The following is a 12,711-nucleotide window of genomic DNA, read 5'->3' on the forward strand; positions in this document are numbered from 1 at the left end:
CCTATTGCGTTATCTATTGGGATGTTCCTGGCATTGCAGGCCGCTCGCAATAGGACAATGGGGATTGGTTCGGCTGAAGTTAAAGCCCGTCAGCCGGACACTCCGGTGAGGGCGAGGAATTCGCTGCGGGAGCGGGCGTCGGTGCGGAGGGCGCCGAGCAGAGTGGAGGTCAGGGTGCGGGATCCGGTGGCCTGGACGCCGCGCAGCGTCATGCAGGTGTGCTCGGCTTCGATGACCACGCCGACGCCCTTGGGCTCCAACTGGTCGCTGAGCCAGTCGGCGACCTGCTTGGTGAGGCGTTCCTGCACCTGGGGGCGGCAGGCGAAGTGCTCGACGACGCGCGCGAGCTTCGACAGGCCGAGGATCCGCTGCCCCGGCAGGTATCCGACGTGCGCGGTGCCGACGAAGGGCAGCAGGTGGTGCTCGCAGACGGACCGCAACGGGATCGCCCGGGCGAGGACGAGTTCGTCGTAACCCTCGTCGTTGGGGAAGGTGGTCAGGTCGAACGGGCGTGGGCTGAACAACTCCGCGTACGCCCGGGCCATCCGGCCGGGAGTGCCGCGCAGGCTCTCGGAGTCGGTTCCGATGCCGAGCGCGTGCAGGAACTGGGCGGCGGCTCGCTCCGCCGCGACCAGGTCCACGCCATCGGTGTCGTGGACCACTCGCAGCGCGGACACGCCGCGTGCCGACGGCCCGTCGGCCGTGCGGCGAGGTGAAGGACGCGATCCGTGGCTCATCTCAGCTCCTTTTTACCAACAAGTATTGGTCTTATTGCGGTGCCGGGTCAAGAATCCGAGGCCGCACGGCAGGTCGTTTGTCTTTGACCAACGCCGGTAGGGGTTACCGTGGGAGCGTGGAATCAGCTTCAGACCAGCCCGTCTCGGCGGATGCCGCCCTGGAGTCCGTCAACCTGCTGGGCGAGGAGTCCCGGCGGCGCCTGTACACCTTCGTTCGCCGCGCGGGCCGGCCCGTGACCCGAGACGAGGCCGCCGCCGGCGTCGGGATCTCCCGGAAGCTGGCCGCGTTCCACCTCGACAAGCTCGTCAACGCCGGCCTACTGCGCGCGCACTACGAGCATCCGGGGGGCCTGCGCCGGGTCGGCCGCCAGCCCAAGCTCTATGAGCCGTCCGGCGTCACGGTCCAGGTCTCCATCCCCGACCGGCGCCACGAGCTCCTCGCCGACATGCTCATGCAGGCCGTCCTGACCGAGACTGCGGGCGAGGACGCCCGGCAGGCGGCCGTCCGCGTGGCCGGCGAACGCGGCCATGGCCTCGGCGCGGCCGAACGTCAGGCGACCCGCCTGGGACGCCTGGGCGCCGAGCGGGGCCTCACGATCTGCGAGCGGATGCTCGAGCGATACGGCTTCGAACCGGCCCGGGAGACGACCACGCGGCTTCGGCTGCGCAACTGCCCCTTCCATCCCCTCGCCGCCGAGGCCCCCGACCTGGTCTGCGCGATGAACCACGCCTTCCTCGCCGGCTACCTCGACGGCCTGGAGGCCACCGCGCTGCAGGCGGTCCTGGCCCCCCGGCCCGGTGAATGCTGCATCCAGGTCTCACCGGCGACTCCCGAGGCGAAGACCGCCGGCGAGTCCTCCTGACTCAGCCCAGGGTGACGTCGAAGGTCTGGAGGCGCTCCGGATCGGCGGTGATGTCGATGGCGCTGATCGCGGTTCCGGTGAAGGCGAACTGGATGACCAGCGAGAGCCGGCCGAGTGGGGCCATGACGAGCGCCGGGCCGCCGTCGACCAGGGCAAGGGCGGTGAAGCGGGCGCGGGGGACCGCCTCGATGGCACTTCTGGCCACGGCCAGGGCGCCCTGCAGGGTGAGGGGCCTGGCGCCGGTGACCGCCGCGTCGGCGCGGAGCTCGACCTCGGGGTCGAGCAGGGTCAGCAGCGCCTCGAAGTCCCCGGTCCGCGTCGCCGCCAGATACGCCTCGACCGCGTGACGCCGGCGGGCCGGATCCGCGGTCCGCGCCCCGGGGCCCCGGACCTTGGCGCGGGCCCGGCTGGCCAGCTGCCGGACGGCGGCGGGGCTGCGCTCCATCATGTGCGCGATGTCGTCGAAGGCCACGTCGAACATGTCGTGGAGGACGAACGCGATCCGCTCCGCCGGGCTCAGCCGGTCGAGCACGACCAGCAGCGCCAGCCCGACCGAGTCGGCCAGCTCGGCCTCCTCCTGCGGGATCCGGTCGTCGTCGGCCGCGCCGAGCCAGTCGGAGGTGAAGCTCTCCAGCGACTCCTCGCGCCGGGTCTGCCGCGTCCGGAGCAGGTTGAGACAGACGCGGCTGACCACGGTCGTCAGCCAGGCCGCCAGGTTCTCCACCTGCGACAGGTCGGTCCGGTCGAACCGTAGCCAGGCCTCCTGGACCGCGTCGTCCGCCTCGGCGCCGGAGCCGAGCATCCGGTAGGCGAGCGCCCGCAGCCGGGGCCGCTCGGCCTCGAATTCGTCGAGCGCCGAAAAATCTTGGATCACCGTGTCACATTCCTGAGCCCGGCCGGGTCGTAGCCGTGTCGCACCGCAGATCTACGAAGAGGGAGATTAGGAGATGTCCTCCACCACTTTGGTCACCGGCGGCACCGGGCTCCTCGGCTCGCAGGTGGTTCCGCTCCTTCGGCAGGCCGGGCACACGGTCCGGGTGCTGAGCCGGCACGACCGGGAGCCGGGCGACGGCGTGGAGTACGTGGCCGTCGACCTGATGACCGGGGACGGCCTCGACAAGGCGCTCGACGGGGTACGGACCGTCCTGCACCTGGCCGGCGGGCCCAAGGGCGATGACGTCGCCACCCGGAACCTCGTCCAGGCGGCCGAGCGGGCGGGCACCGTCGAACACCTGGTGCTCATCTCGGTCATCGGCGCGGACGCCGTGCCGGTCGGCTACTTCGCCCGCAAGGCGGAGGCGGAGCGCATCGTGGCCGCCTCCCGCATCCCGTACACGATCCTGCGCGCCGCGCAGTTCCACGAGCTGACGCTGAAGACCGTACGGGCGATGGCGAAGGCGCCGGTCCTGGTGGCACCGGGCGGGATCCGCTGGCAGCCCGTCGCCTCCCGCGAGGTGGCGGCCCGGCTGGCCGAGCTGGCCCTCGGCGAGCCTGCGGGCCGCGTCGCCGACCTGGCCGGACCGCGTGTCCACACCCTGGAGGAGCTCCAGCGGAGTTACCTGGCCGCCGTGGGCAAGCGCCGGATCCGGCTCCCGGTCCGCGTCCCGGGCAAGGTCGGCAAGGCCTACCGGTCGGGCGCCAACCTCACCCTGGGCGAGCCCACCGGCAGCGAGACCTGGGAGCGGTTCCTGACCGCCCAGACCACCGGCGCGTGAGGCCGTGTGATCACTGCTGGTTCCAAGGCCGTTAACCGTCTGGCCGGGCGGGACTCCTACGGTGTCGCGAATGGGTGACGAAAAAGGACCGTACGCCGCCGCGCTGTCGCGCCGGGCCGTGCTCGGGGGCGTTGTCGGTGCCGCGGGGATGGTCGGGCTGGGCGGATCGGCGTGGGCCTCGTCACGGCCACGCCCGCTCCGCGTACTGATCGCGACGAACGAACCGTGGGGGACCTATCACGTCAAGCCGCTGCTGGCCGAGGCCGCGCGGCGCGGCTCGCGGCTGACCCAACTGGTGCCGGACCTGTCGCAGATCGCGCCGGGCGACCCGGTGCCGGTCGCGACACCGGCCGACGCGCCGCCCGCCGACCTGCTCGTGGTGACCGGCGCGGGCGACTGGCCGCTGGAGTGCGCGGCGCGTTTCCGGAGGCTGCCGGCGGTCGCGAGTTCGCTGGCCTACCTCGGGCCCAAGGAGGCTGCCGGAGCCCGGCAGCTCCGCGGGCGCCTACGAGCCATCACCTCGTCGTCTCCGGCGGAAGGCCGCGCGTTCGCCGGCTACCTCGGAACCCGGCGTCGCGTGCACGTCGTCGGCTCGCCGCAGACCGACGTGCTGCCGGTGCGCAAGCCGGAGCCGGGACTGGTGCTGGTCGTCACCAGCGTGACCCACCCCGATGGGACCGGCGGCGCGGCGCCCGGCACCGAGTTGCTGCTGGCCTCCGCGGAGCGGCTGCGGGCCTCGGGGAGGTCGATCCTGGTCGGCCTGCACCCGCGAGAGGACCGCCGCCTCTGGGAGCAGTACGAGATCAGCACGGTGCCGACGCTGGAGGCCTCGGGACGCGCCGAGGCGGCCGTCGGGATCCCCGGGACGATCTTCCCGCTGATCACCGCGGTCGGCACTCCGGTGGTCGGGTGCGTCGATCCCGCCTTGACCGTGCCCGACTACCTGCTCTCGGTGTGCTCGTCCACGATCGACGACGCCGCGGGCGCGGTACCGGCGATCGCGGCGGCGCACCTTCCGGACGCGGCCACACTGGCCGACGCCGTCGGCCCGATCGGCGGCTCCGCGCGTCGGCTACTGGACGTCTGGGCGCACGCGGCGCACGGGCGGACACGCCCTAGAGGCCAGGTCTCAACCGTGGAAGAGCCGTAGGCGGTGCGCCATGGCCGCGGCCTCGCCGCGGTTGGTGACGCCGAGCTTGGCGAGGATTCGGGAGACGTGCACGCTGGCCGTCTTCTCGGTGATGAAGAGCCTCGTGCCGATGTCCCGGTTGGAGTGGCCGTCGGTCAGCAGCTTGAGCACTTCCACTTCGCGCGGTGTGAGGCCGAGCAGGTCGATCTTCCGGGTCTCCTCCGGTGCGGCGTCGGATGCCTCGGGGATCGGAAGGCGCACGCTGCGGGCCAGCGCGTCGATCTCCTCCGTGAGAAATCCGGCGCCGAGGTCGCGGGCCTCCTTCGCCGCGGACGTGAGCAGTTCTCGAGCGGTGCGGTTGTCGCGCACCGCGAGGGCCGCCTCTGCCGCGCGTACGCGCGCGTAACAGGCGAGGTAGGGGTTACCCGCCTTCTCCCACGCCGTGACGACACCGTGCCAGGCCGGACTGACCCGCTCGAGGGAATCCAACTCGGCGGCGAACTGCTCGGCGTAGGCATGCCATGGCGGCGTGTCGGTCGGAAGGCCGGCGGCCACCGAGGAGAGGACCTCGGTGAGGCTTTCGGCCTCGGGGGATTCCGGGAACGCGCCGAGGCGTACCCGCGCCCGCACCTCGATCATCGCGCCAGTGTTGATCAACGCCCAGGTGTGCACGACGAGTTGGCCGCGCACCGGCGCCGCGTCGAGGGCGCGCGCCAGCGTACGCCGGGCGTGATCGATCCGGTTCTCCCGGAGCGCGATCTCCGCGTCGAGGCGCGCCATCGGCAGGAGACCGTCGTCATGGCCGAAGTCCGGGCCGAATTCGCCGGCTGCCAGGGAGAGGTACCCCTTGGCCGCCTCCAGGTCGCCGCGTGCGAGCGCGAGGTCACCGCGCAACAGGTGCAGATAGGCCACGAAGACACCGCCGGCGCGCCATCTCGACGCTTCGATCGCCGCTGCGGCGTCCTCCCACCGGCCCATCGAGAAGAGGGCCATGCCGAGGTTCGCGGTCAGAAAGGCGCCGGAAGTGGCGGAAAGGCCGCTCTTGCGCGCCGCGTCCAGTCCGTCACGGGCGACGGCGACGGCCTCCGCGTACAGGCCGACGGCCCACAGCTGGACGGAGAGGTTGACGCACGCACGCGTCAACCCGGGCAGGTCGCCCCGGCTCTTGGCCAGCGCGCGCGCCGCCTCGAACGCGGCCACGGCGCGTTCGTGCCGGCCGTCGTAGGCGAGCGCGGTGCCATGGGTCGTCAGCGCGGCGACCTGGAGCTCGTAATCTCCCAGCGCACGAGCGATCCGTACGGCTTCCCCGCTCACCTCGCTCCCGCGGGCGGCGTCTCCCCGATCGGTCAGCGCGGAGCCCAGAATCTCCAGCACGGTGCCACGGGTGACGGACGTGCCGGTCGGCACCAGCCGCACGGCTTCCTCCAGGGCCGGCACGGCATCGGCATGGCCGAGGCGGAGCAGGAGCCTGCCACGGCGGGCGAGCAACAGCGCGGCTCTCTCCGGTTGCCGGGCGTGGTCGACGTTGGCCAGAGCCTGTTCCGTCAGGACGAGACCCTGCTCATGCTCGCCGGCGAGCCACGCCGCGTGCGACGCCTCGTACTCGAGTTCGTGCCGGTCCGCCCCTTCCGGGACGTGAGCCGACAGGTCCAGCGCGCGCCGAAGCAGCTGGTACTGCTCGACGTGCGCGCTCAGCGCCTTGGCGACGGCCGCGGCCCGCAACAGGGCGGGCAGCTCACGGGTCGGTTCGCCCACGCCCGCCCAGTGGTACGCGAGACTGCTCGGCAGGTGTTCCGGCGGGAGGAGCTCCGGACTGCCCTCGAGCGCGAGGGCGTACACGCGGTGGAGCTGGATGCGCTCGCCGGGGAGGAGCTCATCGACGACCGCCTCCCGTACGAGGGCGTGCCGGAAGTCGTACCCCTCGCCGTCCGCCGCGAGCACGTACGCGTCGATGGCCGAGCGCAGGGCGTCGAGCAGCGCTTCGTTCGGTATGTCGGCCACTGCGGCGACGACCTGGTGCGACACCCAGGATCGCTCGATCGCGACGAGCCGGATCACCCGTTGCGCGGGTTCGGGGAGGCGCTCGATCCGGCTCACCAGAAGGTCGCGCAGAGAGTCGTCCAGGCTGGCGGACATCCCGCTGCGCCACACCCGGACGAGCTCTTCGACGAAGAACGCGTTTCCGCCGGAGCGATCGAAGATCCGATCGACGAGCGCGGGCGGCGGCTCCGTGCCGAGCGCGCTCGCGATCAGCTCGGCGGTCTCCGTACGGCTGAACCGCCCGAGTTCGACGCGCTGGACGCCTTCCACGCGATTCAGCTCGGCCAGGTACGGTCGCAGCGGATGGCCCCGGTACAGGTCGTCGGTGCGATACGTCGCGACGATGAGCGCACGAGTGTCCCGCAGGTTGCGCGCGAGGACGTCGAGGAGCGCGCGCGTCGACCGGTCCGCCCAGTGCAGGTCCTCGACGAGGATCACCACGGGACGGTCGGCGCCGAGCCGCTCGACGAACACGGCGAACTGGTGGAAGAGCCTGGCCTGACCGGCGGGGGGCTCTGCGGCAGGGCCGAGTTCCAGCTCGGGGAACAGCTGCGCGAGTTCCGGCAGGCCGGGGAACAACGCGATCAGCCTGTCCACGTCGACCAGGTCGACGAGTCCGCGAAGCGCCATGATGATCGGTGCGAGCGGGAGGCCCTCCAACCCGGACTTCACACACGCACCGGACAGGACCAGCGCGCCGGAGTCCTCGGCGGCGTCGGTGAACCGCTCGACCAGCCGGGTCTTGCCGACGCCCGCCTCGCCACCGACCAGCACCACCTGTGGACTGCCTCCGGCGGCCTGGTCGAGCGCGGTGGTGAGCGTCTCGTACTCTCGCCGCCTGCCGATGAACGACCGGGCGGGCGTCTGCCCCATGCTTCCTCCCGATGTGGCGATGGCGCAGGACTTCACCCGAGTCTGCCCCGTGAACGGTGAGCGTCGGGACATCGGGTTCTTCGCTCGGTCACCGGCTCGACGAAGAGACCGACGCGCGGCGGCGGTCCGTGGTTCCCGGACGGCCGGCTCGCGGTGACCGATCGGGCGTCGCGTGGTGCCGCGTCAGTCCTGGTCGAAAAGGCGCAGGCGATGCGCCGTCGCCGCGGCCTCGCCTCGGCTGGTGACGCCCAGCTTGGCGAGGATCCGGGAGACGTGCACGCTGGCCGTCTTCTCGGAGATGAACAGCCGCACGCCGATGCCTCGATTGGACTCGCCGTCGGTCAGCAGTCTGAGGACCTGCGCCTCGCGCGACGTGAGACCGAGCCGGTCGACTTTCGGCGCCTTCGCCTCGGACCCGTCGAAGGGCGAAAGGCGAATGCCGCGGGCCAGCGCCTCGATCTCCGCTTGGAGGGGGCTCGCGCCGAGGTCACGGGCCTGGTTCGCGGCCGCCCCGAGCAGTTCCCGTGCACCGCGGTCGTCCCGCGCCGCGAGGGCCGCCTCCGTGGCGCGTAGCCGTGCGTAGCACGCGAGGTATGGATTGCCCGCCTTCTCCCACGCCGCCACGACGTCGTGCCAGAGCGGGCTCGGCGCATCGTGGGAGTCCATCTCGGCGGCGAACAGCTCGGCATGCGCCCGCCACGGCGGTGCGCCGGTCGCGAGCTCGGCCGCGACCGAACCGAGAAGCTCGATGAGGATCTCGGCCTCGGGAGGTTCTCCGAAGGCGCGCACACGCTGGCGCGACCGTGTCTCGATCGTCGCGCCGGTGGTCACCAGCGCCCACGCGTGCGCCGCGAGCTGGCCGCGTACCCGCGCCGCACCGAGTGCCCGGGCCACCGTACGGCGGGCGTGGCCGATCCGGTTCTCCCGAAGGGCGATCTCCGCGTCCAGCCGGGCCATCGGCAGGAGACCGTCGTCGAGACCGAAGTCCGGGCCGAAGTCCCTGGCGGCCGACGCCAGGGACCGCTTGGCCGCCGCCAGTTGCCCGCGCGCGAGCGCGAGGTCACCGCGCAGCAGGTGCAGATAACCGGCGAAGACCCCGCTCGGACCGGCCTCCAGCGCCTCCACCGTCGCGGCGTCGGCGTCATCCCAGCGGCCCATCGAGAAGAGGGCCATGCCGAGGTTCGCGGCCAGGAAGGCGCCGAGCGTCGCGGAGAGCCCGCTGCTGTGCGCGGCGGCCAGCCCTTCGCGTGCGACGGTGACCGCCTCCGCGTAGCGGCCGGCGGCCCACAACTCCATGGAGAGGTTGACGCATGCGCGGGTGAGTCCGGGCAGGTCGTCGCGGCCTTCGGCGAGCGTGCGCGCCGTGTCGAAGACGGCCACCGCGCGTTCGTGCCGGCCGTCGTGGGCCAGGGCGGTGCCCTGCGTCGTCAGCGCGGCGACCTCGAGCTCGTCGTCGCCCACCGTACGAGCGATCCGCGCGGCCTCCTCGCTGATCTCATATCCGCGGACGGCGTCGCCTCGACTGGTCAGCGCGGAGGCCAGGATCTCCAGCACGGTCGCGCGGGCGACGGAGGTGCCCTCGGGCACCAGCCGCTCGGCCTCCTCCAGCGCTGGTATGGCAGCGGCGTGACCGAGGCGGATCAGGAGCCTGCCTCGGCGGGCGAGCAACAAGGCGGCTCTTTCCGGCTGCCGAGCGCGATCGACGTTGGCCAGCGCCTGCTCGATGAGGACGAGACCCTGCTCGTGCTCTCCGGCGAGCCAGGCGGCGTCCGACGCCTCGTACTCGAGATCGCCCCGGTCCACCTCGTCCGGGACCTGAGCCGACAGGTCCAGGGCCCGCCGGAGCAGCTGATACCGCTCGGCGTGCGCGCTCAGCCTCTTGGCGACGGCCGCGGCCCGCAACAGGGCCGGCAGCTCACGCTCCGGGGCCCCGGCACCGGCCCAGTGGTACGCGAGGCTGCTCGGGAGCTGCTCAGGCGGCAGGAGGTCGGGGCGGTCGTCGAGCGCGACGGCGTACGCGCGATGCAGCCGGATGCGCTCACCCGGCAGGAGGCCGGTGACGAGGGCCTCGCGGACGAGCGCGTGCCGGAAGTCGTACCCGTCGCCGTCGGCGACGAGCACGTGCGCGTCGATCGCCGCGCGCAGCGCCTCGAGCAATCTCTCGTCGGACAGATCGGCCACCGCGGCGACGACCTGGTGCGACACCCGCGACCGTTCGATCGCGACGAGCCTGATCACCTGACGCGGGAGATCGGGAAGGCACTCGATCCGGCTGGTGAGGAGATCACGGAGAGGGTCGGCCAGGCTGAAGGTCATTCCGCTGCGCTCCGCCCGGACGAGTTCCTCGACGAGGAACGCGTTGCCGCCGGACCGATCGAAGACCCGGTCGACGAGCGCGGGCGACGGCCGCTCGCCCAGCGCGGCGGCGATCAGCTCGGCGGTCTCCGCGCGGCTGAAGCGTCCGAGGTCGATGTGCCGGACGTCTTCCACACGCTTCAACTCGGCCAGGAACGGCCGCAGCGGATGACCCCGGTACAGGTCGTCGGTGCGATACGTCGCGATGATGAGGACGCGGGCGTCGCGCAGGTTGCGGGCGAGGACGTCGAGCAGCAGGCGCGTCGACCGGTCGGCCCAGTGCAGATCCTCGACCAGGATCACGACGGGTTGATCGGCGCCGAGACGCTGGACGAAGACGGCGAGCTGGTGGAACAGCCTGGCCTGGCCGGCAGGTGCGCCTCCGGCCGAGGCGGGTCCCAGCTCGGGAAGCAGCCGGGCGAGCTCGGGCAGGCCAGAGCACAACGCGATCAACCGGTCCCGACCGATCCGGCCGACGAGTCTCCGGAGCGCCACGAGGACCGGGGCGAGGGGGAGGCCATCCTGCCCGGACGCCACGCACGCACCCGACAGGACCAGAACGCCCTGGTCCTGGGCCGCGTCGGCGAACCGCTCGACCAGCCGCGTCTTGCCGACGCCGGCCTCGCCACTGACCAGTACGACCCGCGAATCGCCCATGGCGGCGCCGTCGAGCGCGGTGGCGAGCACCTCGTTCTCCCGGTGTCTGCCGACGAACGATCGTGCGGGCGTTCGCCCCATGCTTCCTCCGGCTATGGCGATGTCCCGGCCACCGGCCTCAAGGGTAATCGGCCGACGGTACCGGGCCCATCGCCGAGCCCGTCGCCTTTCCGCGACGTGCCGCACCGGCCCAGGTCTGGTTCAGCCTCAGGTGTTGACGGGGGGCCACTCCGACGGGAGGGGCCGGTGCCCGTTCACCGGGGGTTGTGCGATGGCCACCGACCTCTGCGAGGCCGGACGGTCAAGAACGCCGTTCGTCGCAGCGGCCACGACCGGCGCGACGGCCAGCACGGTCATGGTCGCAGCCGCGGCGCTTGCCACCCACTTATCAACCACGTGCTCATTCCTTTCCGAATCGAAAAGTCCCAGCAAGTGACCCTAATCACTTGATAACGGCCTGTCCGTGGACTCCGATGCGACTGGACCTTTGGTGGTACGTCGCCGTTCAGCCGGATCGTCGGACCTCCACCGGAATCCGCTTGGCGCCGATCATCGTCCACTGGTCGTGGTGTTCGACTTCCGCAGGAGAGACGACGCTGAGATCCCGATAGCGGCTCAGCAGCATCTCGAGCGCGATTCTGGTCTCGAGGCGGGCCAGTGGCGCGCCCAGGCAGAAGTGGATTCCGTGCCCGAAGGCGAGATGTCTGTTCGCCGGCCGGTGAATGTCGAACCGATCAGGCGCGTCGAACACCTGCTCGTCGCGGTTGGCCGACGCCAGCCACACGTTGACGAACCGTCCGGCCGGTATTCGCTGCCCGGCGAGTTCGGTCTCTCGGGTCGTGAGACGGACCGTGCTGGTGAAGGGAGGACGGCACCTGAGTACCTCCTCCACCGCCGCGGCGATCAGCCCGGGGTCACGGCGCAGTTCGGCGGCGACGCCGGGATTCTCGTCGAGGCACAGGAGGGCGCTGCCGAGCGTCATCGTCGTGGTGATGTGACCGGCGATCAGAAGCGCGCCCGTGAACCCGACGATCTCGTCGTTCGAGAGCCGGCGCCCTTCGACCTCCGCTTGGACCAGGCCGCTGATCAGGTCCGGCCCGGGCGCAGCTCTCCGCTGTTCGATGTGCTCGAGCAGGTACGGCTCCATGTCCGCCAGTTGGAGGTCGTCCTTCTCGGTTCCGGTGTCGCCCCCTGCCAGCAGGATGTCCGCCCAGCGGCGGAAGAGCTCCCGGTCCTCGGCCGGGACACCGAGCATTTCGGCGATGACGATGACCGGCAGGGGATGGGCCAGGTCGTCGATGAACTCGAAGGTGCCCGCGCCGTCGGCCTTGTCGAGCAGTTCGCCGACGACGGCCGCGACTCGCGGCGTGAGTCCTTCGATCATGCGAGGCGTGAACGCACGCGTCACCAGACCGCGGAGCTGCCCATGTCGTGGCGGGTCCATCCAGGAGAAGTTGCCGCTGAAGAACAATTCGAGCCCGTCCGGGGTCCGGATGCGGTCCATCACCTCGACGGAGAACGTGGACCAGTCCGAGAGGACGGTGAGCGCCTCCGCATAGGGAAAGACGTGCCAGATGTCGCGTCGGCGTTCATGCCAGACGGGATTGGCGACGCGCATCCGGTCGAGCCAGTCGAACAGCCGAGACGGCCGGTAGCCGCCGCCGGAGTCGCCTCGTGAACGGTCCTCATCGGTCTGCTGGGACGCGGTGTCGGGTGCGTGCACGGCTCAGACCCTTCCGTCTTCCCCGATACGTGAACGGAGCTTCTCCAGCCGTTCCAGTACGGCGGGCAAGGGCGGTGCGGCGTTGCCTCCGCCGTTTCTCGACGACACGCTCCGTCCTGGTACGGGCGGGACGACCTCGATGTTCGGGCGCTCTCCGAGGTCCCTCAGATGCCGCCGCGTCACCGGGTTGCACTCGCCACCGGGCGGCAGGGTCGACGCGACCGCGATCGCCGCGGTCGTGCACTGCAGCGCGGCCAGCATGGGAGTGTCGGCGAATCCCACCGCGAATCGGGCGATGAAGTGCATGGTCGCCGGATAGACGGCGATCGTGTCCGGCCACTCGGCGTACTGGACGTGCGGAACCTCGGCGCCTAGATGCTCGGGCCAGATGTCCAGCGGAACATCCCGGCCGATGAGCGGCGCCAGCGCGCCTCGCGACACGAAGCGCTCGGCGCTGCGGGTGATGACGATCCGCAGCTCCGGCTCCGGATAGAAGTTCCGGAACCAGTTGATCCAGAACGGCAGCAGCGCCGCGGCGAGAGAGCCGGTGCCGAAGAGCAGCAGGCGGCGTCCGGTGAACGGCGGCGGTGGCCCTGGCCGGCAAGCCATCGGAGGTCTC

9 protein-coding genes are annotated in these 12,711 nt (G+C 71.4%); 3 read left to right on the forward strand and 6 right to left on the reverse strand.

All coding sequences use genetic code 11. The annotated features are described in order from the left end of the window. Positions 1-89: 89 nt before the first annotated feature. Positions 90-737 (reverse strand): GTP cyclohydrolase I FolE, encoded by a 648-nt coding sequence (folE, locus tag ACYVF7_RS10455; RefSeq protein WP_460338313.1) that lies wholly within the window; start codon positions 735-737, stop codon positions 90-92. Between the two features lie 116 nt (positions 738-853). Between folE and ACYVF7_RS10460 the strand changes: the two genes are divergently transcribed. Further along, positions 854-1,600 (forward strand): helix-turn-helix transcriptional regulator, encoded by a 747-nt coding sequence (locus ACYVF7_RS10460; protein ID WP_460338315.1) that lies wholly within the window; start codon positions 854-856, stop codon positions 1,598-1,600. A gap of 1 nt (position 1,601) precedes the next feature. On the opposite strand, the gene ACYVF7_RS10465 is transcribed toward ACYVF7_RS10460, so the two are convergent. Continuing rightward, positions 1,602-2,474: a sigma-70 family RNA polymerase sigma factor gene (locus ACYVF7_RS10465; protein WP_460338317.1), complete on the reverse strand. Its 873-nt coding sequence runs from the start codon at positions 2,472-2,474 to the stop codon at positions 1,602-1,604. A gap of 73 nt (positions 2,475-2,547) precedes the next feature. Between ACYVF7_RS10465 and ACYVF7_RS10470 the strand changes: the two genes are divergently transcribed. Beyond that, complete coding sequence (locus tag ACYVF7_RS10470) at positions 2,548-3,315, forward strand: SDR family oxidoreductase (protein ID WP_460338319.1); 768 nt, start codon at positions 2,548-2,550, stop codon at positions 3,313-3,315. Positions 3,316-3,385: 70 nt separating this feature from the next. Further along, a complete protein-coding gene (locus ACYVF7_RS10475) occupies positions 3,386-4,465 on the forward strand; it encodes a hypothetical protein (RefSeq protein WP_460338321.1) in 1,080 nt (359 codons plus the stop codon). Here the strand turns inward: ACYVF7_RS10475 and ACYVF7_RS10480 are convergent. The 4 genes from ACYVF7_RS10480 to ACYVF7_RS10495 form a co-directional block, all read right to left on the reverse strand. Then, positions 4,445-7,357, reverse strand: coding sequence for a helix-turn-helix transcriptional regulator (locus ACYVF7_RS10480; RefSeq protein WP_460338323.1), 2,913 nt, complete (start codon positions 7,355-7,357; stop codon positions 4,445-4,447). The two genes, ACYVF7_RS10475 and ACYVF7_RS10480, sit on opposite strands and share 21 nt — an antisense overlap. 183 nt (positions 7,358-7,540) lie before the next feature. Beyond that, positions 7,541-10,450, reverse strand: coding sequence for a helix-turn-helix transcriptional regulator (locus tag ACYVF7_RS10485; protein ID WP_460338325.1), 2,910 nt, complete (start codon positions 10,448-10,450; stop codon positions 7,541-7,543). A gap of 424 nt (positions 10,451-10,874) precedes the next feature. Next, a complete protein-coding gene (locus tag ACYVF7_RS10490) occupies positions 10,875-12,092 on the reverse strand; it encodes a cytochrome P450 (RefSeq protein WP_460338327.1) in 1,218 nt (405 codons plus the stop codon). Positions 12,093-12,095: 3 nt separating this feature from the next. Beyond that, on the reverse strand, positions 12,096-12,701 hold the full coding sequence (locus ACYVF7_RS10495; protein WP_460338329.1) for a flavoprotein: 606 nt from the start codon (positions 12,699-12,701) through the stop codon (positions 12,096-12,098). Positions 12,702-12,711 lie beyond the last annotated feature (10 nt).

Source organism: Actinoallomurus acanthiterrae, from assembly GCF_054775715.1.

Excerpts from the sequence above, each read along its gene's own strand:
- folE (WP_460338313.1), bottom strand. The coding sequence starts at position 737 with ATGAGCCACGGATCGCGTCCTTCACCTCGCCGCACGGCCGACGGGCCG.
- ACYVF7_RS10470 (WP_460338319.1), top strand. The coding sequence starts at position 2,548 with ATGTCCTCCACCACTTTGGTCACCGGCGGCACCGGGCTCCTCGGCTCG.
- ACYVF7_RS10475 (WP_460338321.1), top strand. The coding sequence starts at position 3,386 with ATGGGTGACGAAAAAGGACCGTACGCCGCCGCGCTGTCGCGCCGGGCC.
- ACYVF7_RS10480 (WP_460338323.1), bottom strand. The coding sequence starts at position 7,357 with ATGGGGCAGACGCCCGCCCGGTCGTTCATCGGCAGGCGGCGAGAGTAC.
- ACYVF7_RS10485 (WP_460338325.1), bottom strand. The coding sequence starts at position 10,450 with ATGGGGCGAACGCCCGCACGATCGTTCGTCGGCAGACACCGGGAGAAC.
- ACYVF7_RS10495 (WP_460338329.1), bottom strand. The coding sequence starts at position 12,701 with ATGGCTTGCCGGCCAGGGCCACCGCCGCCGTTCACCGGACGCCGCCTG.